The 26,474-nt window shown below is 70.0% G+C and carries 19 protein-coding genes and 1 pseudogene; 11 read left to right on the top strand and 9 right to left on the bottom strand.

What is annotated here, in order from left to right:
• Window positions 1-18: 18 nt before the first annotated feature.
• The 4 genes from NUT86_RS31995 to NUT86_RS31980 all read right to left on the bottom strand — a co-directional run bounded on the left by NUT86_RS31995 (window position 19) and on the right by NUT86_RS31980 (window position 5,585).
• On the bottom strand, window positions 19-1,476 hold the full coding sequence (locus NUT86_RS31995; protein ID WP_018089058.1) for an NCS2 family permease: 1,458 nt from the start codon (window positions 1,474-1,476) through the stop codon (window positions 19-21).
• 247 nt (window positions 1,477-1,723) lie between these two features.
• Complete coding sequence (locus tag NUT86_RS31990) at window positions 1,724-4,105, bottom strand: xanthine dehydrogenase family protein molybdopterin-binding subunit (RefSeq protein ID WP_274738744.1); 2,382 nt, start codon at window positions 4,103-4,105, stop codon at window positions 1,724-1,726.
• A gap of 2 nt (window positions 4,106-4,107) precedes the next feature.
• The gene (locus NUT86_RS31985) at window positions 4,108-4,707 is read right to left on the bottom strand and encodes a (2Fe-2S)-binding protein (protein ID WP_274738742.1); all 600 of its coding nucleotides are present in this window, start codon (window positions 4,705-4,707) and stop codon (window positions 4,108-4,110) included.
• On the bottom strand, window positions 4,698-5,585 hold the full coding sequence (locus tag NUT86_RS31980) for an FAD binding domain-containing protein (RefSeq protein ID WP_018089055.1): 888 nt from the start codon (window positions 5,583-5,585) through the stop codon (window positions 4,698-4,700). The genes NUT86_RS31985 and NUT86_RS31980 overlap by 10 nt, the downstream gene beginning before the upstream one ends.
• A gap of 260 nt (window positions 5,586-5,845) precedes the next feature.
• Here NUT86_RS31980 and NUT86_RS31975 point away from each other — a divergent pair, with 260 nt between their 5' ends.
• The 3 genes from NUT86_RS31975 to NUT86_RS31965 all read left to right on the top strand — a co-directional run bounded on the left by NUT86_RS31975 (window position 5,846) and on the right by NUT86_RS31965 (window position 10,021).
• Window positions 5,846-7,525 carry a PucR family transcriptional regulator gene (locus NUT86_RS31975; RefSeq protein ID WP_274738741.1) on the top strand — a complete coding sequence of 560 codons (1,680 nt, stop codon included), beginning with the start codon at window positions 5,846-5,848 and terminating at the stop codon, window positions 7,523-7,525.
• A gap of 361 nt (window positions 7,526-7,886) precedes the next feature.
• Window positions 7,887-8,741, top strand: coding sequence for a hypothetical protein (locus tag NUT86_RS31970; protein WP_274738740.1), 855 nt, complete (start codon window positions 7,887-7,889; stop codon window positions 8,739-8,741).
• Window positions 8,742-9,145: 404 nt separating this feature from the next.
• Window positions 9,146-10,021, top strand: a complete 876-nt coding sequence (locus NUT86_RS31965; protein WP_371874792.1) for a hypothetical protein — start codon at window positions 9,146-9,148, stop codon at window positions 10,019-10,021.
• A 117-nt stretch (window positions 10,022-10,138) separates the two neighbouring features.
• On the opposite strand, the gene NUT86_RS31960 is transcribed toward NUT86_RS31965, so the two are convergent.
• The gene (locus tag NUT86_RS31960; protein ID WP_159485438.1) at window positions 10,139-10,834 is read right to left on the bottom strand and encodes a GntR family transcriptional regulator; all 696 of its coding nucleotides are present in this window, start codon (window positions 10,832-10,834) and stop codon (window positions 10,139-10,141) included.
• Window positions 10,835-11,008: 174 nt separating this feature from the next.
• On the opposite strand from NUT86_RS31960, the gene NUT86_RS31955 reads away from it, so the two are divergent.
• Window positions 11,009-11,848 (top strand): (2Fe-2S)-binding protein, encoded by an 840-nt coding sequence (locus tag NUT86_RS31955; RefSeq protein WP_159485440.1) that lies wholly within the window; start codon window positions 11,009-11,011, stop codon window positions 11,846-11,848.
• A 39-nt stretch (window positions 11,849-11,887) separates the two neighbouring features.
• Here NUT86_RS31955 and NUT86_RS31950 read toward each other — a convergent pair whose 3' ends face one another.
• Window positions 11,888-12,862, bottom strand: a complete 975-nt coding sequence (locus tag NUT86_RS31950; RefSeq protein ID WP_018089049.1) for an Lrp/AsnC family transcriptional regulator — start codon at window positions 12,860-12,862, stop codon at window positions 11,888-11,890.
• A gap of 108 nt (window positions 12,863-12,970) precedes the next feature.
• Here NUT86_RS31950 and NUT86_RS31945 point away from each other — a divergent pair, with 108 nt between their 5' ends.
• A complete protein-coding gene (locus tag NUT86_RS31945; protein ID WP_274738739.1) occupies window positions 12,971-14,359 on the top strand; it encodes an MFS transporter in 1,389 nt (462 codons plus the stop codon).
• 168 nt (window positions 14,360-14,527) lie between these two features.
• Window positions 14,528-15,088: a GNAT family N-acetyltransferase gene (locus NUT86_RS31940; RefSeq protein WP_274738737.1), complete on the top strand. Its 561-nt coding sequence runs from the start codon at window positions 14,528-14,530 to the stop codon at window positions 15,086-15,088.
• Between the two features lie 70 nt (window positions 15,089-15,158).
• Here NUT86_RS31940 and NUT86_RS31935 read toward each other — a convergent pair whose 3' ends face one another.
• The gene (locus NUT86_RS31935) at window positions 15,159-15,713 is read right to left on the bottom strand and encodes a hypothetical protein (protein WP_274738736.1); all 555 of its coding nucleotides are present in this window, start codon (window positions 15,711-15,713) and stop codon (window positions 15,159-15,161) included.
• A 1,364-nt stretch (window positions 15,714-17,077) separates the two neighbouring features.
• Here NUT86_RS31935 and NUT86_RS31930 point away from each other — a divergent pair.
• From NUT86_RS31930 to NUT86_RS31915, 4 genes are all read left to right on the top strand, one after another.
• Complete coding sequence (locus NUT86_RS31930; RefSeq protein ID WP_266443376.1) at window positions 17,078-19,402, top strand: glycoside hydrolase domain-containing protein; 2,325 nt, start codon at window positions 17,078-17,080, stop codon at window positions 19,400-19,402.
• 19 nt (window positions 19,403-19,421) lie between these two features.
• A complete protein-coding gene (locus NUT86_RS31925; protein WP_159485448.1) occupies window positions 19,422-19,871 on the top strand; it encodes a hypothetical protein in 450 nt (149 codons plus the stop codon).
• Window positions 19,868-20,530 carry a hypothetical protein gene (locus tag NUT86_RS31920; RefSeq protein ID WP_274738734.1) on the top strand — a complete coding sequence of 221 codons (663 nt, stop codon included), beginning with the start codon at window positions 19,868-19,870 and terminating at the stop codon, window positions 20,528-20,530. Before NUT86_RS31925 ends, NUT86_RS31920 begins: the two co-directional genes overlap by 4 nt.
• A 228-nt stretch (window positions 20,531-20,758) precedes the next feature.
• On the top strand, window positions 20,759-21,850 hold the full coding sequence (locus tag NUT86_RS31915) for a DUF2637 domain-containing protein (RefSeq protein WP_026169519.1): 1,092 nt from the start codon (window positions 20,759-20,761) through the stop codon (window positions 21,848-21,850).
• A gap of 40 nt (window positions 21,851-21,890) precedes the next feature.
• Here NUT86_RS31915 and NUT86_RS31910 read toward each other — a convergent pair whose 3' ends face one another.
• Window positions 21,891-22,268, bottom strand: coding sequence for an ATP-binding protein (locus NUT86_RS31910; protein ID WP_026169518.1), 378 nt, complete (start codon window positions 22,266-22,268; stop codon window positions 21,891-21,893).
• 396 nt (window positions 22,269-22,664) lie between these two features.
• Here NUT86_RS31910 and NUT86_RS31905 point away from each other — a divergent pair, with 396 nt between their 5' ends.
• Window positions 22,665-25,799 (top strand): alpha-mannosidase, encoded by a 3,135-nt coding sequence (locus NUT86_RS31905; RefSeq protein ID WP_274738733.1) that lies wholly within the window; start codon window positions 22,665-22,667, stop codon window positions 25,797-25,799.
• A 399-nt stretch (window positions 25,800-26,198) separates the two neighbouring features.
• Here NUT86_RS31905 and NUT86_RS31900 read toward each other — a convergent pair.
• Window positions 26,199-26,405: pseudogene (locus tag NUT86_RS31900) on the bottom strand (chaplin); the annotation flags it as partial.
• Window positions 26,406-26,474: the final 69 nt, after the last annotated feature.

Raw genomic sequence — 26,474 nt, 5'->3', positions numbered from 1 at the left:
GGGGAAGCGGGCGGGCGGTTACTTGACGCCCAGCCACTGCTCGATCGGATGGAGCGAGAAATAGACGACGAAGATGGCGGTCAGCACCCACATGAAGCCGCCGACCTCGCGCCACTTGCCCTGCGCCGCCTTGATGGCGGCGTAGGCGATGACACCGGCGCCGACGCCCGCGGTGATGCTGTAGGTGAACGGCATCAGGGCCACGGTCAGGAAGACCGGGATGGACACCGAGCGGTCGCGCCAGTCCACATGGCCGGCGGCGCTCATCATCATCGAGCCGATGACGACGAGAGCGGCCGAGGCCACCTGGGCCGGGACGAGCTGGGTGACGGGGGTGAAGAACAGGCAGGCCGCGAAGAACAGGCCGGTGATGACGGACGACAGGCCGGTACGCGCACCCTCGCCGACACCGCTCGCCGACTCGATGAACACGGTCTGACCGGACGCGCCGGTGACGCCGCCGATGGCACCGCCCGCGCCGTCCACGAACAGCGCCTTGGACAGACCCGGCATCCGGCCCTTGTCGTCGGCCAGCTTGGCCTCGGTGCCGACGCCGATGATGGTGGCCATGGCGTCGAAGAAGCCGGCCAGCACCAGGGTGAAGACGATCATGCCGACGCTCAGCGCGCCGATGGAGCCCCAGCCGCCGAACTCGACATGTCCGAAGAGACCGAAGTCGGGCATCGCGACCGCGCCGCCGTCCAGCTCCGGGGGCGTACCGCCCCAGTCCTTGGCCGTCAGCCCGCCGATCCTGGTCACGGCGATGGACAGGACGCTGCCGACGACGATGCCGATGAGGATGGCGCCGGGCACCTTGCGGGCCTGCAGCATGAAGATCAAGATCAGCGTGACACAGAAGAACAGGACCGGCCAGCCGGACAGCTGCCCGGAAAGGCCGAGGGTGACCGGGCCGCCCTCACCCTTGCCCACGAAACCGGCCTTCACCAGCCCCAGCAGCGCGACGAACATCCCGATGCCCATGGTGATCGCGTGCTTGAGCGCGAGCGGGATGGCGTTCATGATCATCTCGCGCAGTCCGGTGACCACCAGCAGACAGATGACCACGCCGTACACCACACACATGCCCATGGCCTGCGGCCAGGTCATGTTCGGGACGACCTGGGCGGTCAGCGCGGCGGAGACGTTCAGGCCGGCTGCCAGCGCCAGCGGCACCTTGCCGATGAAGCCCATCAGCAGGGTGGAGACCGCCGCGGCGAGCGCCGTCGCGGTGACCACGCCCGCATGCGCGAGAGTGTGCTTCTCCACGTCCGGTGTCGAGAGGATCAGAGGGTTGAGCAGGAGGATGTAGCACATCGCCATGAAGGTGGTGATGCCGCCGCGCACCTCTTGCGCGACCGTCGATCCTCTGTCGGATATGTGGAAGTACCGGTCGAGCCAGGAGCGGCCGGCGGGCTGGCGCGAGCCGTCGCCCGCGTCTTCCGCCGTCGTCCTCGGCTCAGTGGACTGCTGGGTCATGGTGCCTTACTCCCAAGGTTCACAGGGGCACTCGCACCAGGTGCGAGATTTGGGATGAAACTTCGGCTGCACGACCCGGGGGACGGCCCGAGACGAACGTGAGGGGTGCTGGCTCCGCCGGGGCGGAGCAGCGACTGCGTACTGCGGGGTGGTGGTCTCCGGGCGGTGCGCGGAGGAGGACGGACAGGGACACCCCTGACACGCACCGCCCGGAGGCCGGTGTCCGGGGTCGCCCCCGGACGGCTCTCTATGTGCCGGTGAGGTGCTCGGGGCGCACCGGCGTCTTGTTTAGCTCCAGCCCGGTCGCGTTCCGGATCGCCGCGAGGACGGCCGGAGTGGACGACAGGGTGGGGGCCTCACCGATACCGCGCAGCCCGTACGGGGCGTGCTCGTCGGCGAGTTCGAGCACATCGACCGGGATGGTCGGCGTGTCGAGAATCGTGGGGATGAGGTAGTCCGTGAAGGAGGGGTTGCGCACCTTCGCGGTCTTGGGGTCGACGAGGATCTCCTCCATCACCGCCACGCCCAGGCCCTGGGTGGTGCCACCCTGGATCTGGCCGACGACGGACAGCGGGTTGAGCGCCTTGCCGACGTCCTGGGCGCAGGCCAGTTCGATGACCTTGACCAGGCCGAGTTCGGTGTCCACCTCGACGACCGCGCGGTGGGCCGCGAAGGAGTACTGGACATGGCCGTGGCCCTGGCCGGTGACCAGGTCGAAGGCCTCGGTCGGCCGGTGCCGCCACTCGGCCTCGATCTCGACGGCCTCGCCCTCCAGGACGTCCACCAGGTCGGCGAGGACCTCGCCGCCGTCGGTGACGACCTTGCCGCCCTCCAGGAGGAGTTCGGCGGTGGCCCACGCCGGGTGGTACGTGCCCATCTTGCGGCGGCCGAGCTCCAGGACCTTCTCGCGGACGAGCTCGCAGGAGTGCTTGACCGCGCCGCCGGTGACGTACGTCTGACGGGAGGCCGACGTCGAACCGGCGCTGCCCACCTGGGTGTCGGCGGGGTGGATCGTCACCTGGGTGACACCGAGCTCGGTGCGGGCGATCTGCGCGTGGACGGTGACACCGCCCTGGCCGACCTCCGCCATCGCGGTGTGCACGGTGGCGACCGGCTCGCCGCCGATGACCTCCATGCGCACCTTGGCGGTGGAGTAGTCGTCGAAGCCCTCGGAGAAGCCGACGTTCTTGATGCCGACCGCGTAGCCGACACCGCGGACGACGCCTTCGCCGTGGGTGGTGTTCGACAGGCCGCCGGGCAGCTGACGGACGTCGGCGCCCTCGCTGGACTCCCACTGGCGCTCCGGCGGCAGCGGGCGGGCCTTGACGCGGCGCAGGATCTCGGCGACCGGGGCCGGCGAGTCGACCGGCTGCCCGGTCGGCATGATCGTGCCCTGCTCCATGGCATTGAGCTGGCGCAGCTCCACCGGGTCCATCTCCAGCTTGGCCGCCAGCTTGTCCATCTGCGCCTCGTACGCGAAGCACGCCTGGACCGCGCCGAAGCCGCGCATGGCGCCGCAGGGCGGGTTGTTGGTGTAGAGCGCGACGGCCTCGATGTCGACGTCGTCGATCACGTACGGACCCACCGCCAGCGAGGCGGCGTTGCCGACCACTGCCGGGGACGCGGAGGCATAGGCACCGCCGTCCAGCACGATCCGGCACTTCATGTGCGTGATCTTGCCGTCCTTGGTGGCGCCGTGCTCGTACCAGAGCTTCGCCGGGTGCCGGTGGACGTGGCCGAAGAAGGACTCGAAACGGTTGTAGACGATCTTGACCGGCTTGTTGGTGCGCAGCGCCAGCAGGCAGGCGTGGATCTGCATCGACAGGTCCTCGCGCCCGCCGAAGGCGCCGCCGACGCCGGAGAGCGTCATCCGGACCTTCTCCTCGGGCAGGCCGAGGACCGGGGCGATCTGGCGGAGGTCGGAGTGCAGCCACTGGGTGGCGATGTAGAGGTCCACCCCGCCGTCCTCGGCGGGCACCGCGAGGCCGGACTCCGGGCCGAGGAAGGCCTGGTCCTGCATGCCGAAGACGTACTCGCCGGAGACGATGACATCGGCCTTCTTGGCGGCCGCGCCGGCATCACCGCGGACGATCGGCTGACGGTGGACGATGTTGGGGTGCGCGACGTGCCCGGCGTGGTGGTCGTCGCGGCCCTCGTGGAGCAACGGCGCGCCGTCGGCGGTCGCGGAGGCCTCGTCGGTGACGACGGGCAGTTCCTTGTAGTCGATCTTGATCTTGGCAGCCGCGCGCCGCGCCGTCTCCGGGTGGTCGGCGGCGACCAGGGCCACCGGCTCACCGTGGTGGCGGACCTTGCCGTGCGCGAGAACCGGGGTGTCCTGGATCTCCAGGCCGTAGTTCTTGATCGACGTGGGCAGGTCGTCGTAGGTCAGCACGGCGTAGACGCCGGACTGCGCGAGCGCCTCGGAGGTGTCGATGGAGACGATCTCGGCGTGCGCGACGGTGGAGCGGAGCGTGAAGCCCCACAGCATGTCCTCGTGCCACATGTCCGAGGAGTACGCGAACTCGCCGGTGACCTTCAGCGTGCCGTCGGGGCGCAGGGTGGACTCGCCGATGCCGCCCTTGGTCTGCGAACCCTGGGTGATCTTGGTCGGGGTGCCGGTGGTTCCCATGGTCAGACCCCTTCTTCCTGGCCCTGACGGGCGGCCGCGAGCCGTACCGCGTCCAGGATCTTCTCGTAGCCGGTGCAGCGGCAGAGGTTGCCGGAGAGCGCCTCGCGGATGTCCGCGTCGGTCGGCTGCGGGTTGTGCTCCAGCATCTCGTCGGCGGCGACCAGGAGGCCGGGCGTGCAGAAGCCGCACTGGACGGCGCCCGCGTCGATGAACGCCTGCTGGATCGGGGAGAGTTCACCGCCCTCACCGGTCTGCGAGTCGGTGCCCTTGGCCTGCCACTGCTGCGCGGCCTGCAGGGAGGTGCCACAGGCGCCGGAGGGACAGCCCGCGCCGGGGTGGGCGTCCTCGCGGTGCTTGGCGTAATCGGCCAGGCCCTCGACCGTGACCACCTCGCGGCCCTCGACCTGACCTGCGGCGACCAGACAGGAGCACACCGGCACACCGTCCAGCCGGACCGTGCAGGAACCGCATTCGCCCTGCTCACAGGCGTTCTTGGAGCCCGGCAGGCCCATCCGCTCCCGGAGGACGTACAGCAGGCTCTCGCCTTCCCAGACGTCGTCGGCCTCCTGGCGGCGGCCGTTGACGGTGAATGTCACGCGCACTGTGCGCTCCTCTCGTTGCCCCGGTAGGACTCCCAGGTCCAGCCGAGGGTGCGGCGCGCCATGATGCCGACCGCGTGCCGGCGGTAGGTGGCGCTGCCGCGCACATCGTCGATCGGGTTGCAGGCGCCGGAGGCGAGCTGCGCGAACTGCTTGGCGACGGACGGCGGGATGGGGTTGCCGGACTCCCAGAAGCCGCCCTCGTCCAGCGCCGCGGTGAGGAACTCCTCGGCCTCACGGGCCCGTACGGGGGTGGGCGCGGCGGAGCCGATGCCGGTGCGCACCGTGCGGGTCGCGGGGTGCAGCGCGATACCGAAGGCGCACACCGCGATCACCATGGCGTTACGGGTGCCGACCTTGGAGAACTGCTGCGGTCCGTCGGCCTTCGGCAGATGCACCGACCGGATCAGCTCGTCGGGCTCCATGGCGTTGCGCTTGACGCCCACGTAGAAGTCGTCGACCGGGATCATCCGGCGGCCGCGTACGGACTCGACTTCGACCTCCCCGCCCGAGGCGAGCAGCGCGGGGTGCGCGTCACCGGCCGGGGAGGCGGTGCCGAGGTTGCCGCCGACGCCCCCGCGGTTGCGGATCTGCGGGGAGGCGACGGTGTGCGACGCCAGGGCCAGGCCCGGGAGTTCGGCCCGCAGATGCTCCATGATCTGGGTGTAGGGGACGGAGGCGCCCAGGCGTACGGTCTTCTCGCCGACCTCCCACTCGCTCAGGTCACCGATGCGGTTCAGGTCGAGCAGGTACTCGGGGCGCCGGTGGTCGAAGTTGATCTCGACCATCACATCCGTGCCGCCCGCGATGGGCACAGCGGTAGGGTGCTCGGCCTTGGCGGCGAGCGCCTCCTCCCAGCTGGCGGGGCGAAGGAAGTCCATGGTTGGCCTCTTCTACGAAATCGGTCGTTCGTTACTCATGGTGAGGACGCTGCGCTCACATCGCCATGGAGCCGTTCATGTCTCGTTAACGGTTGAGGCTTAGTGAACGCGCCCCTGACCCGCCCGGTGCAGTCACCGAAACCATGAAGCGGTTGGCTGGCCAAGCCACCTGTCTTGTAGATTCGAACGAAAGACGAGGCTCTGAAACCTCGCGGCATTCCACCGGCAACACCAGACAGCAAAGAACGGCGGGCGAGGTCATGCGGCTCCGCGCACTCCTGGACACCCCATCCCTGGGCCTTCGGCTGCTCGGGGGCGAGGACGAGCTGGACCGCACCGTACGCGGCGTGATGACCACCGACCTGCGCGACCCCAGCCGCTACCTCTCCGGCGGCGAACTGGTGCTGACGGGTCTGGCCTGGCGCCGCGCGCCCGAGGACTCCGAGCGGTTCGTCCGCATCCTGGCCGCCGCCGGGGTCGCCGGGCTCGCCGCGGGCGAGGCGGAGCTGGGCTCGGTCCCGGACGACCTGGTGGCGGCCTGTGTCCGGCACCGGCTGCCGCTGTTCTCGGTCGTCGAGGACGTCTCGTTCGCCTCCATCACCGAGCATGTCGTCCGCCAGGTCTCCAGCGAACGGGCCGGTGACCTCGCGGCCGTGGTGGACCGTCACCGGCGTCTGATGACCTCGGGCCCCACCGGCGGCGGCCCGGAGGTGGTCCTGGACCTGCTCGGCTCAGACCTGGACCTGCGGGCCTGGGTGCTCTCCCCCACCGGCCGGCAGATCGCCGGTTCGACGCTGGCCGGTGCCGGACCCGAGCTGTCCGCCGGGACGGCCGCCCGGCTCGCGGGCGAGCATCTGGCGGCCGCCCGCAGCGGACGCCGCGGCCCGCACCGCGTCACGATCGAGGCGGCCGGCGCACCGGGAGGCGCCACGTTCTCGCTGTTCCCGATCCGCCACGACGGCCGTGACCTGCGCCAGACGCTGCTCAGCGACTGGCTGCTGGCCGTCGAGGCGGACGCCGGCGACTGGCCCGAGGAGCGCCTCGACCTGCTGCACGGTGTCACCCAGCTGATCGCCGTGGAACGCGACCGGCGCGACGCGGCCCGTACGGTCCGCCGCCGGCTCGCCCAGGAGGTGCTGGAGCTCGTCCAGACCGGCGCGCCGCCCGCCGAGATCGCCGCCCGGCTGCGGGTGGCCGCCCCGGTGCTGCTGCCCGGGCTGGGCACCGCGCCGCACTGGCAGATCGTGGTGGCCCGGGTCGAGTGGGAGGACGGCGACGCCCCCGGCGGCCCGGTCGCACAGAGCCTGCTGGAGGAGATGCTGGTCGACCCGGGCACCTTCGGTCCGGAGCCCTCCGACCGGATCGCCGTGGCCCACACCGGCGACGAGGCGGTGGCGCTGGTGCCGCTGCCCGTCCCGGACGAGCCCGGGGACGCCTCGGCGGCCGGTCTGCACGCCGATGAGCTGCTCTCCGTCGTCCAGGAGCCGCTCGGCCGCGGTCTGGCGGACGACGGGCGGCTGACGGTCGGCGTGAGCGCCTCGGTGCACTCGGCGGAGGGGCTGCGCGGCGCGCTGGAGGAGGCCCGGCACGCCCGCCGGGTCGCCGCCGCCCGTCCGGGCCGGGTCTGCGCCGCCGGGCACGAGGAGCTGGCCTCGCATGTGCTGCTGCTGCCGTTCGTGCCGGACGACGTCCGCCGGGCCTTCACCGCCCGCCTCCTGGACCCGCTGCGCGACTACGACCGCCGGCACCGCGCCGAACTGATCCCCACGCTGGAGGCGTTCCTGGACTGCGACGGCTCCTGGACCCGCTGCGCCACCCGCCTCCACCTGCACGTCAACACGCTCCGCTACCGGGTGGGCCGGATCGAGCAGCTCACCGGCCGCGATCTGGCCCGCCTGGAGGACAAGCTCGACTTCTTCCTCGCGCTGCGGATGAGCTGACGGCGAGCGACGGGTGGCGTCGGCCGGCGCGGCGGGGCGCCACAGGTCCCGCCCCGGGTGCCGGAGGCGTGCGCCCGCGGGTTCCGCCGGCGGGTTCGACACGGCCGGCCCGGACTGCGCCGTTCGGGGTCATCCGATCGGGCGGCATCGCGTCCACGGCGTCCGGGCGCCGGCCGGGCGCGCCGCGCCCCGGCGCATCCGATCAGCGCCGCGCCCCCCGTCAGACCCGTGCCCCGAGTGATTGTGAAAACTTTCACCCGCCCCCTTGGCCCCGCTACGGAATCCGTGCTGAGATTCGCCCACGGTCTCCAATTTCCAGCTCAATGGCGCGCTCGGGGAGGGCAATGTGGCGGATACCGCCATGTCAGGATCCGCGGATCCCGTGGATCCGGTCAGTTCTGCGGATCCGGTACCGCTCGCGGTACCGGCACCCGCATCCGCACCGGAGGCAGCGGCACACGGCACGGTCGAGGGGGACACTCCCCTCGACCGTGCCGTTTGGCGTCTGCGCTCCCGCGGCTGCTGGGAGGACGCGGCCGCGCTGCTGGAGCCACACTCCGTCCATCACGCCCCGTCCGCGCTGCGTCGCGCCGCGCTTCTGGTGGAGCGCTGCATGTTCACGGCCACCGGCTGGGCCGCGGCGGAGGACGCGCTGCGCGCCGCCGAGGCACTGGCGCATGACGACGACGAGCGGGGCGGCGCGGCCTGCGAGCGGGGCCATCTCGCCTACGCCGCCACGGTTTTGAGCGTCCGCGACCGGGCCGACGAGGCGCGGTCGGCGCTCGGCCGGGCCGCCGCGCTGCTGGCACCCGCCGCGCCCGGCCGCCCGCTGCTGGACTTCCGCCGCGGGCTGATGGCCGAGCATGTCGCCGACAGCCCGGACGCGGCGCGCGCCGCCTACCGCCGTGCGCACGCCGGCGCCACCGCACACGGCGACACCCTGCTGCTGTCCTTCACCTGGCGCCATCTGGCCGGGCTGGCGCTGCGCGACGGCGAACTGGCGGAGGCCCGGCACGGTTTCGCCGAGTCCCTGCGGATCCGCGAGGAGCTGGGCTTCCTCATCGGCACGGCACCGGCCCTCGCGGCGCTGGCCGACGCCGTCCCGGACACCGACGCACCCCGGCTGCGCGCCGAGGCCGCCCGGCTGTTCCGCCTCATGGGCGGCGTCCCCACCTGGCTCGCCGACCATCTCTCCGCCGCCGTCACGGCGACCTAGGGACGTCTCCCCCGGGAAACCGCTCGCGCACCACGGCCAACCACCCGCCTGCTGCGGGTGGTTGGCCGTCGCCCGTTCGGCGCCTCCTTTGCGGCTCCACCCCTCCCCGTCAACCCCCCGTAGTCGGCCATGCCCGCCCGCGCCGCGATTGGCTGGATCTGGACGGTCCCCGCGGCGGATCGGCCGGGGCGTGGTGGTTGCGGTACGCCCCAACGGTCGACGAGCCGGGCGAACCATGAGGTGGGACCATGGGCGGAGGCAGGGGGCAGTGGTGTTCCATCACGCCCCACTGGCCCCGAGAATGGCCGCAAGTCGCACTGTGAGGCGGCGGCAGGGACTTGGATGCTGGTCCGGGACCAGCCGAGACCCTCACCCACTGGCACAGCCTTTACAGGAGGCCATAGATGACAGCAGGAGTGACGAACACAACCGCTGGAACCGACTGGGGCAAGGCAGATTTCGAGGCGATTTACAACTGCCCGGATCCCCGTCGGTACTTCACCACACTGCACCCCCTGGACTACCAGATTCCGCACCACGGCCAAGCGGTCTTCCGCGCCGTGGCCGAGACCCTCCAACGGCACCGGAGCGACCGCCCGCCACTGAACGTCGTCGACCTGTGCTGCTCGTACGGGGTCAACGCCGCTCTGCTCAACCACCGGCTGTCCCTCTCCGACCTCTACGGCCGCTACGCCGCGCCCGGTCCGGGCATGCCGACCACCGGCCAACTCATCGAAGAGGACCGCACGTTCTTCGCCACCCGGCGGCGCGCCGAACCCTTCCGGATCACCGGCATCGACTCGGCGGACCGCGCGGTCGGCTATGCCCGGTCCGTCGGCCTCCTCGACCACGGCTTCGCGGAGAACCTGGAACTCGACGAGCCGAGCCCGGAGCTGCGGCGGGTCCTGTCCGGCACCGACCTGATCACCGTCACCGGCGGCGTCGGCTACATCACCGCGCGTACCTTCGGCCACCTCGTCGACAATGTGTCCGCACCGCCCTGGGTCGCCGCGTTCGTGCTGCGTACGGTGTCCTACCAGCCCGTCTCCGCGCTGCTGGCCCGTGCCGGCCTGGTGACGGAGAAGCTCACCACCCGTACGTTCCGGCAGCGCCGGTTCGCCGACGGCAACGAACGGCGGGCGACCTTCGACGCCCTGGCCGGCCTCGGCCTGTCCACCGCGGGCAAGGAATCCGACGGCTTCTACCACGCCGAGCTCTATCTCTCCCGGCCCGCCGCCGATGTCGCGGCACTGCCACTGGAGGAACTGCTCCCCGACTGAGCCGCACGAGAGGCCCCAGGGCCTGTCCCGCGGCCCCGGCCCCGGCCGCGGTCCGCCGGACGGGCCCAGGGCGTGTCGTTCGGATCGGCGAGCCCGCCATGATCCGAACGACACGCCCTAATGCGGATGCCGTGCCGCCGAGACATGCTCGCGCGCGATCCGCTCGACGACCGCGTACTCCTGGGCCACCAGGGCGTCGAGCAGCGCCGTGTGCTCGGAGGCGTCGGCCAGCAGCTCGGCCGTACGCAACCGGGAGCCGCCGGCCGGCCACTGGGTGCGGCGCAGCAGATCGCCGGCCACCTCGGTCAGCCGGCGGTTGCCGGTGAGCGACATCAGGGCGACGTGGAAGGCGTGGTCGGCCTCGGCATAGCCGACCCGGTCCCCGCGGGCGGCGGCCGCCACACCCGCCGCGGCGAGCGGGCGCAGCTCCTCCCAGCGCTCCGGGGCCAGCGCCCGTGCCAGCCGGACGATCGCGGGCACCTCCAGCATCCCCCGGACCTCGGCCAGCTCGGCGAGCTCACGGGAGCTGCACTCGGCGACCCGGAAGCCGCGGTTGGGCACGACCTCGACGGCGCCTTCGCCCGCGAGCTGCTGCATGGCCTCACGGACCGGGGTCGCGGAGACGCCGTAGCGCTCGGCGAGCGCGGGGGCGGAGTAGACCTCGCCCGGGGTCAGCTCCCCGCCGACCAGCGCATGACGCAGCGCGGCCAGCACCTGACCGCGGACGGAGTGCCGCCGGGGCGCGGCAGGTCCGGGCTGCGCGGGTACCCACGCCCGCGCGACCGGCTCCTGTTCCGCTGTGCCCTGTTCCATGACGGATCCTCCTGACGTATCCCAGCACCATAGGCGGCGCGGGCCACAGTACAAATCCGTCTCCCGGTCCCGGAACCTCGCCGGTCCGGCGGGACTGGCGCCGATCGCGCGCGGGTAAAGTCTTCGAATAAGGTAAGGCTTACCTGTTAACGATCGCGATTCGGTGGTCTCCCCATGACTTCTGCTCTCGCCGCCCCGGCCTCGACCCACCCGGTCGCCGAGTCCTACGCCCGGCTCGCCGAGGCATTTCCCGGTCTGCAGGTGACCACCTGGCATGCGGCACCACCCAGCGGCGACGGCTGGGTCTGCGCGGCCGGGCTCGCGGCCGGCGGCGAGGCCCTCGACGCCTTTCTCTCCTGGGACGACGCACAGATCCTGCGGGACTACGGACAGCGGGGCCGGCCGGACGTGGTCGCGAGCTTCGCGCTGCACCGCTACGCCTGGCCCGCCTGCCTGCTGATCACCGTCCCCTGGTTCCTGCACCGCCGGGTCCCGCGACTGCCCGTACAGGACGTCTCCTTCCAGCGCGAGCTGGGCCGGATGTCAGTGCGCATCAGCTCGTTCGCCTGCCTCCCGGACGATCCGGCGGCAACGCTGCCCGGTGCACGGGTCGTTCCGGACGAGGAGGCGCTGCGCGCGGAGGTCCGGGCGGCGGTGGCCGCGCACCTCGGGCCCGTCCTGGAGGGTTTCCGTACCCGGATGCGGCGCGGGCCGCGGGCGCTGTGGGGGATGGCGTCCGACGAGGTCGTCGAGGGCCTCTGGTATGTGGCGCAGCTGCTGGGCGAGGAGCCGCGTGCGATGGCCGCCCTGGAGCGCCTGCTGCCGGGCGCCACCGCTCCCTACGTCGGGAGCGCGGGATTCCGTGCGCTGACCGGCCCCTGCGGCGAGGCCCTGCCGACCCGGGACCGCGCCAGCTGCTGCATGTTCTACACCCTGCGCCCCGAGGACACCTGCGTCACCTGCCCCCGCACCCGCGACGAGGACCGCGTCAAGCGCCTCACGACAACCGCCTGACACCCAAGTTGCCGGCGCCGGCAGGCTGTTGCTTCCAGCTCAGCGCCCGAGCGGCAGCAGGGAACCGGCTCGCTTCACCGTGCGGAGGACGGGGGCCGTCTCCAGCGTGTGGATCGCGTCCAACGAGGCGATCCTCTCGGTCAGGTACCGCGCGAGGTCGAGGGAGCTGCGGCAGTTGACGGCCGCGAGCAGATTGGTCGGCCCGGTGGTCTGGGCCACGAGTGAGACTTCGGGATGGCGGGCCATCGCGGAGGCCACAGCGGTGAGCCGGGAGGGCCGCACCGACATCCACAGGCGGGCCTCGGAACGGAAGCCGAGTGCGGCCGGCGAGATGTCGACGAGGAAGGTGAGCACGCCGGCTCGGCGCAAGGTGGTGAGCCTCCGCCTGACGGTCGACTCGGACCATCCGGTCGCGGCGGCGAGTTCGGTGCAGCTCGCCCGTCCGTCCTGTGACAGGAGGTCGAAGAGCGAGCGGTCCGCGGGCCCCAGGGAGATGTCGCTGTCGTCGGTGGGTGGCGGGGTGAGCGGCGCGGCCTGTTCAGGGGTGAGGCGGGCGGGCCCGGCCCAGTTGTTGGGCAGGGCGTAGTGGCCGAGCAGGAGGTGGGCGGAGACGGAGGTGATGCGGCTGGTTCGGGGGAGCTTGTGCAGCAGCAGCGCTTCACTCTCGTCCGCGGTGGGTGTCTGGACGCTGCACGAGATCTCGGTGCCGCCGGAGAGCAGGTGGACGTAGGAGGTATCGGGGCGGCCGGCGAGGGCCTTGGCGATGGCGGTTGCCGCGTCCGGAGGGCACTGCAGCCGGATGGTCCAGGCGTGGTGGCCGAGGCGGGCGCCATTGAGGGTGCCGACCACACGGAGGACGCCGGCGGTGCGAAGGCGGCGGTAGCGGCGGGCGACAGTGTTCTCGGAGACCCCGAGGACTTCGCCGATGAGCCGGAACGGGGCGCGGCCATCGATCTGCAGGGCATGCACCAGCCCCGCATCGACGTCATCCAAGGTGACAGCATCCGTCTTCATCAGGGATGAGTGTGCCAGCATCCGCCGCACACAGCGGGCCAGATGGTGGGGACGAGGGGTTGTTCCCGACCGTGAGAGGCAACCGACAAACTCTTCGGAGGAAGCCTCATGCGCAAGTGGTGGCCACTGGTGGCCGTCTGTCTCGGCACTTTCCTGTTCCTGCTCGACACCACCGTGTTGTCCGTCGTCCTGCCCGGCACGGGGGAGGAGTTGGACGCCTCGCTGTCCGCTCTGCAGTGGGTGGCCAACATCTACACACTGGTCCTGGCCGTACTGATGCTCACGATGGGGGCACTGGTGGACCGGCTCGGCGCGCGCACGGTGTACGTCGTCGGCCTGGCGGTCTTCGGCATCGCCTCGCTGGTCTGCGGTCTGGCCCCCGACGCGGGTGTACTGATCGCAGCCCGCGGGGTGCAGGGCATCGGCGGCGCGGCGATGGCGGTGACCACGTTCGCTCTGATCGGCTCCGTCTACCGGGGCCCCGACATGGGACGGGCGATGGGTATCTTCGGCGCGGTGACGGGCCTGGCCGCTGCCGTGGGGCCGATGCTGGGCGGCGTCCTCACCCAGTACCTCAGCTGGCGGGCGGTCTTCTTCCTCAACCTTCCGCTCGTCGCCGTCACCGTCGCGCTGTCCCTGCGGGTCCTGGCCGCGGGGCGGCCGGGCACCGGGAGGCGTATCGACCTGCCGGGCATGGCCGCCTTCGCCGCGTGCGCGGGCTCGCTCACCTACGCCCTGACACTGGCCGCCGACGAGGGCTGGACCTCCCCCGCAGCGCTGGGGCTGCTGACGCTCGCCACCCTCTCCCTTGTCGTCTTCACCCGCATCGAACTCCGCAGCGGTGCGCCGTTGTTGGACGTGAGGCTGTTCTCCCGGGCGTCCTTCTCGGGGGTGATGATGTGCGTGGCCGCCTCCACCGCGGCGTTCGCGGCGCTCGTCTACACCTCGGTATGGCTGCAGTCGGGACTCGGCCTGGGGCCGGTACGCGCCGGCCTCGCCCTCATGCCCCTCGCCCTGGCCTCCTTCGCCACCTCCCTGATCAGCGGACGCAGGCTGCACGGAAGGTCCCCGCGCGCGATCCTCGCCACGGGCCTGCTGCTGAGCGGGATCGGCTGTGCGCTGCAGGCAGGGCTGGACGCGGACTCATCCGCCGGCTCCCTTGCGGCAGGGCTGGCCCTCACCGGCATCGGCGTGGGGCTGATGGGGCCTGCCATGGGAGCCGCGGTCTTCGCGGCGCTCCCGCCCGAGCGGGGAGGGATGGCCGCCGGCGCCATGACCACTTTCCGGCAGCTGGGACAGACCCTCGGCGTCGCGGCCTTCGGCCTGCTGTTCCAGCACCACGGTGGCGCCATGTCCGAGGGGGGCCTGAACCGGGTCCTGATCGCTGCCGCAGCGACCGGGATCATCGGCTCCGCCCTCGCCTGCGCCTTCGTACCCAAACCGGCGGCGGCGAAGGCTACGGGCACCCGCCCCCGGAACCTGACCGGGTCCCGGTGATCCTCCCCCCTGCGAGCCGCTTCGTCAGGCGGCCCGCAGGGGGTGGTCACCCGCCGGACCCGGTGCCGATATACCGGGATCCAATTTGAAAATGATTTCCATAACCGTATTCTGAGGGTGCGGCCCCAAGGCCGTAAACCCGAGCCTCGACACCCCCCATGGACAGGTATGCACGAACGACGACCACAGCCGCACGGGATCGACACCTACACGGTCCGCCCGGCCGAACCCCAGGACTGCGACGGCGCGCGCAGCGTCATGCTGGACACCTTCTACCGCGAATTCGACTACGGATATGTGCCCGCATGGCACTCCGACGTCATCGACATCCAGGGCACATACCTGGACCACCCGCGCCATCAACTGATCGTCGCCCTGTCGGACGGTGAAGTGGTGGCCACCACCGGACTACTGTCCCGCGGACCGGCCCATCCCCCGCACCCCCGATGGCTGGCCGAGCGCTACGCCTGCGCGGCACAGCTCGTACGCGTCTACGTCCGGCCCGGGCACAGGCGGCACGGGCTCGCCCGCGCCATGGTGCGGAGGGCCTGCGAATTCGCCGCCGCCACGGCGGGATACGACTGCGTCTACCTCCACACCAACGTCAACATCCCCGGTGCACAGGGCTTCTGGAACAGCATCGCCAAGCAGGTTTTCGACGCCAGGCCCACCGGCGAACACGGAGCCGGCTTCGGCACCGTGCACTTCGAGATCCCGCTGCCCGGCTGACGACCGGAGACCCACCCTCGAATACGACTCCGCATCCAGCGGTACCGCGATCACAGCGCATCGGCTGATGTCAGTCACAAACCGTGGCTGACATGACGCGGTTGATGAGAGCCCTGCCGTTCGCGTCCCACATCAGCGCGGTGACCATGGAGCACTGGACATACCTCCCGTTGCTGTTCTCGTACTTCAGAGGGCCCGCGTACCGGCTGTAGGTACCTTCATCGACCTTGCAGGTCGCACCGGTCTTGTTGGGGCACAGCTTGAGCTTCATGTGCTTCGCACTGCCGGTGTTGTTGTCGAACAGCACACAGACACCGGACGACCCCGTGGTGAACTTCGTGTAGGCGAACAGAGTTCCAAACCGTCTCGCGTCCGGAAGCCGCTCGGCGTAGTCCAGCTTGTAGCCGCTGCCGCAGAGCGTTGCGGTCGCTGCGACGGCATCCGGGTCCGCTTCAGCGATCGCACGAGTCCGAGCATCTTTGGCCCCCTCCTCGGACAGCAGGACGCCGGTGCCGGCGATGCCCGGGCCGCTCGACGGGGAGTCCTGGGCCGTCGCTTGAGGAGCCGTGAGGAGCGCCAGAGCGAGTGCCACTCCGGCGGCGGTGGCACGTATGACGTTACGCATGAGAAAGCCACTTCCTTCTTCGTGAGAACGCCCTACCCAGGAAGAACAATCCGGGTATCACCGGGCACAGTGAAGTTGCGTCTGGAAGATGCGCGATGAGCCTGGCCGTTCGAGCCGAATGACGGCACAGAACTCCTCGCGGGAGCAATACCGCGCGCACCGCGATCAGTTACATCCCCGCTCCGACTGAAGAGAGTCGGCGCCATTCCGGTGCGGCCTCGGCGCGACCCCGGCAGCACCGAACAGGGCTGCGAGTGGCCGCGCTCAGGCACAGTAGCCCACAGGTACCAGCGATGAACAGAGAGACCTCAGGCCTTATGTCTGAAATATCAGCCTTGAAGGGTGAGTCTCCCGATTTCTTGACTCAATTGCTGCGCCATGGCCGAGACATGCAGGCCTATCTGCAGCAAGAGTGACTGCAATCCAGCCGGTTTGGCCGGATCCCACATACGGAGAGCGCGGTTCAGCGGCAAGCCGCAGAGAACGGTTGACTGTCCGGGACGCATGGGATGAGATGCGTGCACTCCTCAGCTGGCAACGGCCGGCAGCCCGTGCCTTGCACTGTGCTTTTTTTGGGGAGACCTTTCCGGCGAGGGGCCGGCGCCGGCGGAACGGCTGTGCCTTCGCAGCCGAATGACTGGGGGAAGTCATGCCATACACATTCACCAGGAGCTCGGGTTTCCGTGCGGTCATCCGCTATGCGACGCGGGTGCCCTAGCCGGGTTCGCCGGGCCAACGTGGCGCAATATCCCGCGTGTTGGCGTGAGTGGCTCAGATCAGAACGCCTGGAGGCGCCCGCGCGACAGGCGCGCCCGCCAAACCGGAAACCACTTCGCCTTGCCGATGCGCAGGCCCTGCCCTCCATTGAGGCCGACTCACCAAGTCCTCGTCGAGTGACGCCAGGTTTGCTCCTACGCGCCGTCCCGCTCAGAACGCACGCCGTCAATATCTGAGCAATTCCGCTTCCCTGATGGGCAATTCATGGGACCGGTGCATGGTACGGCGCCTCACTCGGCACCCTCACCGTCGCGGTGGCCACCCTCATCCGCGACCGGTCCCCGCGCACCCACCACCGTCGCCGCCGCGGCCGCACTCGCCCTGCCCACCGGCTTGGCCGCCGGCCTCTACCCGGCCCGGCGAGAGCCACAGCCTGGCCTGTCGAGGCACTGCGGCGCCGGCATCAATACCGCAATACCGCCCGTCGCCCAACCGGGCTGCGGGCTCGCCCCGGAGTATCCCCACGAGAGGAATCAGCTGTGGCGGACGAGCAAGTTCTCAGAGCTCAGAAGTGGGTGAACTCCCACTACGGCAGTGTTGCGGGCTACGTTCGCTGCCCCGAGGACGGCCGGACCGGATGGGGGACCATGACTTCCCTTGTCATGGCACTCCAGCACGAACTCGGTATCAGCCCGGTCGTGGCCTCGTTCGGTCCCACCACGTATGCGAAGTTCGCCGCCCTCGGGGACATCGGTTTCGAGTGGGACAAGAACCGCAACCTTGTCTCCGTCCTTGAGTACGCCCTGTGGTGCAAGGGCTACTGGGCCGTAGAGCCCGGAAGCGAGGGCTGGTTCACCGGCGTCACCCGTGATGCCGTCAAGAAGCTTCGCGGGAACATGGGCATCGGCGGCGAAGGCGTCATCAACGCCCCGATCGCCAAGGCCCTTTTCAACATGGACGCCTACGTCGTCGTGGCCGGCGGCACCGACGGAATCCGCTCGATCCAGCAGTGGCTCAACGGCCGCTATTGGACCCGCAGCGCCTACAACATCGGCCCCACCGACGGCATCTACTCCCGAGATGTCCAGAAGTCGCTGATGATCGCCCTCCAGTACGAGTTGGGCATCTCCGCGCCGACCGGCAACTTCGGCCCCGCCACCCAGGAAGGCCTGAAGTCCCACACCCTTGCCCCTGGCGACTCCGGGGTCTTCGTCCAACTCTTCTCTGCCGCATGCGTCTTCAACTCTCCGACCTACAGCCAGGAGGGCGACCCGGTCCTCACGACTTGGCGGTCCACCTACGACTCCGGCAGTTCAAGTCTCGCCGCATGGGTCAAGATCTTCCAGAAGTTCAACAAGCTGACCGACAACGGCAATGGCGACTATGCGACATGGGCCCAGCTCTTGGTCTCCATGGGAGACCCCGACCGCCCGGCGACCGGATCGGACACCCGGTACGAAATCACTGGCTCTCGCGCCAAATGGCTGCACGACCACGGGTATCGGTTCGTCGGGCGCTACATCTATGACCCGCCCGGCTCAACCCTCGACAAAGAGATCAAGCCGGGCGAGCTGGAAACCCTCTTCAGCAACGGCCTCAAGGTCTTCCCGATCTACCAGGACAACGCCCGCAAACTCACAGACTTCTCCTACAGCTCCGGCTACCAGCACGGGCTGAACGCACACAAACACGCCTCCGACTACGGATTCAACCGAGGTACCACCATCTACTTCGCCGTCGATTACGACGCGACCGGCGAAGAGATTCACAGCGCCATCGTTCCGTATTTCCACGGCGTGCAGGCCGCTCTCGCCAGCCAGGGCAAGAAATACACGCACGGGGTGTACGGATCCCGGAACGTTTGCAGCACCGTCAGCAACGAGACGTTCGCCCGCTTCTCCTTCGTATCCGGCATGTCCTGGGGGTTCTCCGGGAATCTCGGCTTCCCCATCCCCAGAAACTGGGCGTTCAACCAGATCAAGGAATTCAAGGTCACCAACGGCTCCGATACGTTCGACCTGGACCGCGATGTGGTCTCCGGGATCGACCACGGTGTCTCCTCGGTGAACGACAAAGGAGGACCGGCGGACGGCTTCATCGCCTACGTCCAGCAGCTGTACGACCTGGCCGGCTCATACGGAGCCAGCGGCCAGAAGCGCAGCCAGCTCGTCATGGAGTACCTCCGCCACCGCGAGTACGGCAACAAGGGAACGGCCAACAAGCTCGGTTGGTGGTACCTCATCGGCTCGTACGACTCCGGGTTCGTCGAGTACTGCGACTCCAAGGGCATGAGCATCAGGAAGTCCTTCACCGACCCCTTCACCGGCTACCAACTCGGTGCCGAGCACATGATGGCCACGGCGAACGCGCACCTCCTCACGGATCAGCCGGGCAACAAGAAGGCCGCCAACGGCGGGGATGTCGGTGGCTGGGCCGGCGATCTGATGACGTTCTGGGCCGACTGGCGCAACTCCGAGGAGCAGTATGCGAATCCGCTGCAGTTCGCCCACGCCAAGCTCGCAGTCCCCGGCGTCGCATCGACCTTCAGCTTCAACGACCTGATCGAGGACGCCGACGGGTACCACCTCGCCCGGGCCGTGCGTGGCAACAAATCCATCGTCGACGCCATGAAGGACCACTACAACGGTGGCGGCGGCCTGCGACGCTTCAACAACTACTTCGCCCAGAGGTGGGGCAACGCCACGGACTGCAAGACCTCCGCCCACAACGCCCTGACTTCGCTGGACAAAACCCTCTCAGCCGCGCAGCTCTACCTCATCACCGGTTCCGGAGCCGTGCAGCCCGCGGACTACCAGAACCTCCCCGGCGGGAGCGAAAAGCTCAGCAGTTTCGAACAAGGCTTCGTCGACGCTCTGCTGGCCCGCATGGGTATGGAGAAGCGCAACCTGTCCCGGTACCGCGCGAACCACGAAAAGTACCTCAAGGCGGCCCGCGCCCGCTCCGCTCGATGACAACGGATAGAACATCGGCATGAAAGAAGCCTCGACCCTCGCCGTCGCAGTGATCCTCGCCGCATGGCTGGTGTGGAACCTGTGGAACCTCTTCCCACTCGCCATCGGCCTGCGAAACGGATCATGGCGGCGCGCGATGTGGTGGACGCGCTTGTGCTCCGTCTCGCTCTGCGCCGGCCTCGCATCGTGGGTCCGCGGAGTGTTCGGGGGAGGTCTCAACGTCCGCGAAACCTGCCTGTTCGTCCACCACGAGCGCTACGACGCAAAGTACTGGAACTCCCATGCCGAGGAGTTCCGGAGAATCTTCCCGCTGCACAACAAGTGCCATGCGCAATACGACTTGGTCCCCGCATGGATCAATCCGGCCATCATGACCTGCGCCCTCATTTCCTTGGCCGCCATGACGGTCCTCCTGTGGTTCGGCACCACACATCTCACCCGCTTGCTCAGAAAGGAGAACCAGTCATGAACCAGACTGGCCTGTCAAGACGCCGGTTCATAGGCGCCAGTTCCGGCTTTGCGGCTGCCGCGACACTGGTCAACCTCGGTGCAGCCCATGGCGCTTCAGCCGATACCCACGCGTGGAAGGGCCCGGTATCCAAGAACAGGTGGCCCGTCCTGGACGAGGCGACCAGCTTCACCATCGAAGGCAGCGGCCAGAAGGTCTCACTCGCCGAGGGGGACGCCGCCACAGTCCTCCTCAACGTGGCCCGCCGATTCCACTACGAGATCGACTCCCTGCGCGCCGGCGACGTTCACGGCTGGACGAGCGACCGTAAGGTGACCGAGGCGTACGAGTCGAACTATCTGTCCGGCAGCGCGATAGCGATCCGCCCCGTGGGGTACCCGGTCGGCGCAAAACACAATTTATACCCGAACGAACTGGTCGTCATCCGGGACATCCTCGCTGAACTCGACGGCGCCGTCGCGTGGGGCGGTGACTTCACCACACCGAAGGAATCTCACTTCGAGATCGCGCTCAGGCCCGGTCATCCCCGCTTGAAGGGTGTGGCGCGCAAGATCCGCGGGTGGGACAGCGGCCCGGGCGACGAGGGCGCAGGGGCAATCGACGCCTTCGACCCGAAGCGCCGAAGCGCTGCGCAGGCGTTTGCTCGGCGGGCGTCATAAGAGCTTGTGACACGTCGGCCCGACGAGCTCCTGCACGATTGGCCCGAGGCGTCCCGCCCGACAGGCCGATTTGCATCGAAATCACTTTCCCCTTGCGCGCAATAGTTCGAAGGCAAAGTATCTCCATCGCACCCCTTGGCGTCCTCTTGTTCTGAATGCCTCGGTTACGGCTGTGGTTTCCGCCAGGATGTCGCGGAAATCGCGTATCCGAGCCAAAGGGATCCCAGAATGAGAATGACCGACATACCGCTGGACTGGCTGGTTCCCGGCGCCCTGCTGCTCGTCGGCGTATGCGCGGCCTCGGCGCTGGTGGTGCGCGGGAAGCGTGCGGCCGCCCGGTCCGCAGGTGAGGACTCCTGGGAGCGCAGCGAGGAGCGCCGGCGGCGTAAGGAGACCCTTTTCGCCTCGGCCTCCTATCTGCTGCTGTTCTGCTGTGCCGCGGTCGCCGCCGCCCTGTCCTTCCACGGGCTGGTCGGCTTCGGCACACAGAACCTCAACCTCTCCGGGGGCTGGGAGTATCTGGTGCCCTTCGGGCTCGACGGTGCGGCGATGTTCTGCTCCGTCCTCGCCGTACGGGAGGCCAGCCACGGTGATGCGGCGCTCGGATCCCGGATGCTGGTGTGGACGTTCGCGGGCGCCGCGGCCTGGTTCAACTGGGTGCATGCGCCGCGCGGCCTGGACCATGCGGGTGCGCCGCAGTTCTTCGCCGGGATGTCGCTGTCGGCCGCGGTCCTCTTCGACCGGGCGCTCAAGCAGACCCGCAGGGCGGCGCTGCGCGAGCAGGGCCTGGTGCCGCGGCCACTGCCGCAGATCCGGATCGTCCGCTGGCTGCGCGCTCCCCGCGAGACCTTCGCGGCCTGGTCGCTGATGCTGCTGGAGGGCGTACGGACGCTGGACGAGGCGGTCGAGGAGGTCCGCGAGGACCGGCGCGAGAAGGAGCAGAACCGGCACCGCCGGCGCGAGCAGGGCAAGCTCGACCGGGCCCGTATCAAGGCCATCAACCGGCAGCACCGCGCCTGGGGCATCGGCCGGGGTGGCGGCCGGCAACTGGCGGTGACCCAGGCGGCGGCCGCGCCCGCGGAGGTGGCCGGCCCGGACCCCGCCATAGTCGGCGACTCCCCGCCGCTGCTCACCGGAGAGTCGCCGGTGCGCTCCCGCCCGGCCCTCAAGGCCGTGGCCGGCGCTGAGGCCGAGGGTGCCGGGGCCCTGGCCGGGCCCCCGCGGACCGTGGATCTCACCGCCGAGGACGACACCCAGACGATCCCCCGTCTGGACTCCCTCGAGGAGAAACTCGCCGAGATCGAACGGCAATTCGGCTGACCGGTGGCGGACCGCGCCGACCGACGCCCCCGCCCATGGGTCAGGCCGGTCCGCCGCCCAGCTCGAACCACACACTCTTCCCGAGACTCTCGGTGCGTATCCCCCAGGCGTCGGCTAAGGAACGCACCAGCATCAGCCCCCTGCCGGAGGTCCCGTCGGTGGTCGGTGCGCGCGGTTCGGGCCGTCCGGGCACGAAGTCCCGGACCTCCACCCGCAGCCGGTCGCTGACCCTGGCCGTGACGACGGCGCCGCCCTCGGCATGCACCAGGGCATTGGTGACCAGCTCGCTGGTGAGCAGCGTCGCGACCTCCGCGAGCTCGCCGCCCCCCGGCAGCGTCCAGCGGCTCAGCAGCTGGCGCAGCTCCCTGCGCACCTCACCGACCGCCTTCAGATCCGCATGCCGCACCTTCCGCTCCAGCACTCTTGGTGCTCGTGCGGTGGTCCCCCCGTTCCGGCCCCCGTCGGCCGTTTCCTGTCTTTTGTCCCGCTCCTCGCGCCGCACAGGCTGACGCATTCTCTCCCCCGCCCCCAACGAACCTCGGCGCTCTGCCTCGAACAGCCTCACGGTCAGCATGCCCATCGGATCTGCCGCCATGCTTCCCCTTGCCGCTTCGGCGCTCCATGTGGCCGGTCCGCCGCCCGCGCGCCGGGTGGGCCGGGCCGCGCCTCAGTGGGTATGCCTGACCCGAGCCCGACCCGAGCCTGTCGCGGAACCCCGGCCGGTACCCGGATACGAGGGAGCACTCCCCCGGTTGCCGCCGGGGCAGCCCGCCCGCGCCCCGGGGCGTGGGGAGTACGAGCGTGAGGAGCCGCTGTGCACGACGACCGACTGCTGGTGGAGGGGCGCCTGGAGCGGGCGCTGAGGCAGTTCATCAGGCCCGCTCAGTACGCGGCGCGGGTGCCGCTGCGGCTCGCCGTCTGGCATGCCCCCGGAGAACCGGTACCGGTGGGCGAGGCGCTGCAGGCCGCTTACGAGCCGTTCGCGGTCGGCGAGCCCTGGGGGCCGCCGTGGTCCACCAGCTGGTTCCAGCTGGCGGGTGAGGTGCCGCGGGAGTGGGCGGGGCGGCGGGTGGAGGCCGTCATCGACCCCGGATTCAGCGGCGACGGCCCCGGGTTGCAGGCCGAGGGCCTGGTCCACGACGCCGAAGGGGTGCCGCTCAAGGGCATCCATCCGCGCAACCGGCATGTCCCCGTCGGCGCGCCGGTCAGCGGCGGTGAGGAGGTGCGGCTGCTGCTGGAGGCCGCCGCGAACCCGGCGGTGCTGCGGGACTTCCGCCCCACCGACCTCGGCGACGTACTCACCGCTCCCGCCCGGCCGCTGTACCGCTTCGCCTCGGCGGACCTCGCGGTGCTCGACGAGACAGTCTGGCAGCTGATCCTCGACATCGAGGTGCTGTCGGAGCTGATGTACGAACTGCCCGCCGACGGCCCGCGCCGGCACGAGATCCTGCGGGCCCTGGAGGACATGCTGGACGCGCTGGATCTGCACGACGTCGGCGGTACGGCGACCGCGGGGCGGGCCGCGCTGGCGGACGTACTGAGCCGCCCGGCCACCGCGAGCGCCCACCGCGTCTCGGCCACCGGGCATGCGCACATCGACTCGGCCTGGCTGTGGCCGCTGCGGGAAACTGTGCGCAAGGCGTCCCGCACCTTCGCCAATGTCACCCAACTGGCCGAGGAGTACACGGAGTTGGTGTTCGCCTGCTCCCAGGCGCAGCAGTACGCCTGGGTCAAGGAGCACCAGCCGCACCTCTGGGAACGCATCAAGCAGGCCGTACGGGCGGGCAATTGGGCACCGGTCGGTTCGATGTGGGTGGAGTCCGACGCCAATATGCCCGGCGGTGAGGCGCTGGCCCGGCAGATCGTGCACGGCAAGCGCTTCTTCCTGGAGGAGCTGGGGGTGGAGACCGAGGAGATCTGGCTGCCGGACTCGTTCGGCTACACCGCCGCCTTCCCGCAGCTGGCCCGGCTGGCCGGTGCGAAGTGGTTTCTGACCCAGAAGCTGTCGTGGAACCAGACCGACAAGATGCCGCACCACACCTTCTGGTGGGAGGGCATCGACGGCACCCGCGTCTTCACCCACTTCCCGCCCGTCGACACCTACAACTCCCGCTTCCACGCCCGCGAACTCGCCCACGCCGAACGCAACTTCGCCGACAAGGGCCGCGCCACCCGCTCCCTGGTCCCCTTCGGCTGGGGTGACGGCGGTGGCGGCCCGACCCGCGAGATGCTGGAGCGGGCCCGCCGGCTGCGGTCCCTGGAGGGCTCACCACGGGTCGAGATCGAGCCGCCGGCCCGCTTCTTCGCATCCGCCCATGAGGAGTACGGGGCGGCGGCGCCGGTCTGGTCGGGCGAGCTGTACCTCGAATTCCACCGCGGCACGTACACCTCGCAGGCGAAGACCAAACAGGGCAACCGGCGCAGTGAACATCTGCTGCGCGAGGCGGAGTTGTGGGCGGCGACAGCGGCGGTCCGGGCGGGCGCCGATTCCTCGTACGCCTACCCGTACGACGCCCTCGACCGCCTCTGGAAGACCGTGCTGCTGCACCAGTTCCACGACATCCTGCCGGGCTCGTCCATCGCCTGGGTGCATCGCGAGGCCCGTGCCACCTATGCGGCGGTCGAGACCGAGCTGACCGGGATCATCGAGACGGCGCTCGGGGCGCTGGAGAGCGCCGGTGCCGAGGCGGCCGAGGTGCCGACGGTGTTCAACGCCTCGCCGTACGCCCGGGACGAGATCGTCGCACTGCCGGCGACGGACCCGGAGCCGGGCGGGCCGACCGCCGTCGCGGTCCATGTACCCGCGCTGGGCTCGGCCCCCGTCCTCCCGCCCGGCCCGGACTCCCCCACGCCACCGCCCGCGCCCGTACGGGCGGACACCGGCCCCGAGGGCACCCTCACCCTCGACAACGGACTGCTGCGGGTGCATCTCGACGCCGACGGCCTGCTGACCTCCGTACGCGATCTGCACGCCGGACGGGAGGTCCTGGCACCGGGCTCCCGCGGCAATCTGCTGCAGCTGCACCCCGACCACCCCACCCAGTACGACGCCTGGGACCTCGACCGGCACTACCGCCACCGGCACACCGATCTGACCGACGCCGAGTCCGTGGAGCTGGCCGCGGCCGGGCCGCTGTCCGCGACGGTACGGGTGACCAGGGCGTTCGGCGCGTCCCGGCTCACCCAGGACCTGACCCTGCGCGCCGGCTCCCACCGTCTCGACATCACCACCGCCATCGACTGGCACGAGTCGGAGAAGGTCCTCAAGGCCGCCTTCCCCCTGGACGTGCACGCCGAACGGTCGACCTCCGAGGTGCAGTTCGGCCACGTCCACCGGCCCACGCACACCAACACCAGCTGGGACGCGGCCCGTTTCGAGATCTGTGCGCACCGCTGGCTGCGGGTCGCCGAGCCGGGCTACGGGATCGCGCTGCTCAACGACTCGACCTACGGCCATGAGGTGACCCGCGCCCCGCACCCCGAGGGCCTGGGCACGACGGTGCGGCTGACCCTGCTGCGCGCCCCGCACAGCCCCGACCCGGAGACCGACCAGGGCACCCACCGCTTCACCTATGCCCTGCTGCCGGGCGCCGGGGTCGGTGACGCGGTCGCCGAAGGGCTGGCCCTCAACCTGCCCCTCAGGCCGGCCGCCGCGCCGCCCGTGGCCCCGCTGATCCGCGTCGACCATCCGGCCGTCACCGTCGAGTCGGTCAAGCTCGCCGAGGACCGCAGTGGCGATGTGGTGGTGCGCCTGTACGAGTCCCACGGCGGCCGCGCGACCGGCATCCTCTCCCCCGGCTTTCCCGTCGAACGCGCCACCGTGACCGACCTGTTGGAACGGCCGCTGCACGAGGCGGAGGAAGGCCCGACCTCCGATGTGACGGTCGAGCTGCGCCCGTTCCAGATCCTGACCCTCCGGCTCCGGCCGCAGCATCCGCCTGCCGGCTGAACCGGGGGTGCGTCGGGCTCACCGGCCGGTCAGAGGCGGCGGCAGAGGCCAGACAGCTCAACGGCCGGGACCCCGTGGTGGGGCCCCGGCCGTGTGCTGGTGAGGCGCGTGATCGTGGAGTCCACCGAACCCGCCCGGTTCAGGCCCTCATCGGCGTCGGCCGGGCCATGAGCGCGGTGAACGCCCGCTCGCAACGATCAGATGATCCGAGCGAGCGGCCTAGCGGTCGGCGCCGACCAGGCCGCCGCCGCCGGTGTGGATGCCGCCGGCCGGCTTGTGGTGGTGCTTCTTGGGGTGGTGCTTCTTGACGTGGACGTGCTTGACGTTCTTGACGTGCTTGTGGTGGTGGTGCTTGACGTGCTTGTGGTGGTGGTGCACCACACGGCGCTCAATGCCACCGTTGAGGCAGGTGTTACCGAAGGCCGGGTTCAGCAGCCCCACGATGTTGATGGTGTTGCCGCACACATTGACCGGAATGTGGATCGGGACCTGAATCGCGTTGCCCGACACCACTCCCGGCGAATTGGCCGCCCCACCGGCCGCGCCACTGTCTGCGAACGCTGCCGACATGCCACCCAGGGCTGTACTTGCCGCAAGCGCGGCCATGGCAGTCACCCGCGTGATCCGTGACATAACAATCTCCCGATCGCTCCAAGCGGCTCACTGCCGCTTCCT

Source organism: Streptomyces sp. G7(2002) (assembly GCF_028870195.1).
GTDB lineage: Bacteria > Actinomycetota > Actinomycetes > Streptomycetales > Streptomycetaceae > Streptomyces > Streptomyces nigrescens.
This window is presented reverse-complemented; position numbering and strand designations above follow the sequence as displayed.

What these genes read in the sequence shown, in the direction of transcription:
- NUT86_RS31995 (WP_018089058.1), bottom strand. Translation starts at nt 1,476, where the DNA reads ATGACCCAGCAGTCCACTGAGCCGAGGACGACGGCGGAAGACGCGGGC.
- NUT86_RS31990 (WP_274738744.1), bottom strand. Translation starts at nt 4,105, where the DNA reads ATGGGAACCACCGGCACCCCGACCAAGATCACCCAGGGTTCGCAGACC.
- NUT86_RS31980 (WP_018089055.1), bottom strand. Translation starts at nt 5,585, where the DNA reads ATGGACTTCCTTCGCCCCGCCAGCTGGGAGGAGGCGCTCGCCGCCAAG.
- NUT86_RS31975 (WP_274738741.1), top strand. Translation starts at nt 5,846, where the DNA reads ATGCGGCTCCGCGCACTCCTGGACACCCCATCCCTGGGCCTTCGGCTG.
- NUT86_RS31970 (WP_274738740.1), top strand. Translation starts at nt 7,887, where the DNA reads ATGTCAGGATCCGCGGATCCCGTGGATCCGGTCAGTTCTGCGGATCCG.
- NUT86_RS31965 (WP_371874792.1), top strand. Translation starts at nt 9,146, where the DNA reads ATGACAGCAGGAGTGACGAACACAACCGCTGGAACCGACTGGGGCAAG.
- NUT86_RS31960 (WP_159485438.1), bottom strand. Translation starts at nt 10,834, where the DNA reads ATGGAACAGGGCACAGCGGAACAGGAGCCGGTCGCGCGGGCGTGGGTA.
- NUT86_RS31955 (WP_159485440.1), top strand. Translation starts at nt 11,009, where the DNA reads ATGACTTCTGCTCTCGCCGCCCCGGCCTCGACCCACCCGGTCGCCGAG.
- NUT86_RS31950 (WP_018089049.1), bottom strand. Translation starts at nt 12,862, where the DNA reads ATGAAGACGGATGCTGTCACCTTGGATGACGTCGATGCGGGGCTGGTG.
- NUT86_RS31945 (WP_274738739.1), top strand. Translation starts at nt 12,971, where the DNA reads ATGCGCAAGTGGTGGCCACTGGTGGCCGTCTGTCTCGGCACTTTCCTG.
- NUT86_RS31940 (WP_274738737.1), top strand. Translation starts at nt 14,528, where the DNA reads ATGCACGAACGACGACCACAGCCGCACGGGATCGACACCTACACGGTC.
- NUT86_RS31935 (WP_274738736.1), bottom strand. Translation starts at nt 15,713, where the DNA reads ATGCGTAACGTCATACGTGCCACCGCCGCCGGAGTGGCACTCGCTCTG.
- NUT86_RS31930 (WP_266443376.1), top strand. Translation starts at nt 17,078, where the DNA reads ATGACTTCCCTTGTCATGGCACTCCAGCACGAACTCGGTATCAGCCCG.
- NUT86_RS31925 (WP_159485448.1), top strand. Translation starts at nt 19,422, where the DNA reads ATGAAAGAAGCCTCGACCCTCGCCGTCGCAGTGATCCTCGCCGCATGG.
- NUT86_RS31920 (WP_274738734.1), top strand. Translation starts at nt 19,868, where the DNA reads ATGAACCAGACTGGCCTGTCAAGACGCCGGTTCATAGGCGCCAGTTCC.
- NUT86_RS31915 (WP_026169519.1), top strand. Translation starts at nt 20,759, where the DNA reads ATGAGAATGACCGACATACCGCTGGACTGGCTGGTTCCCGGCGCCCTG.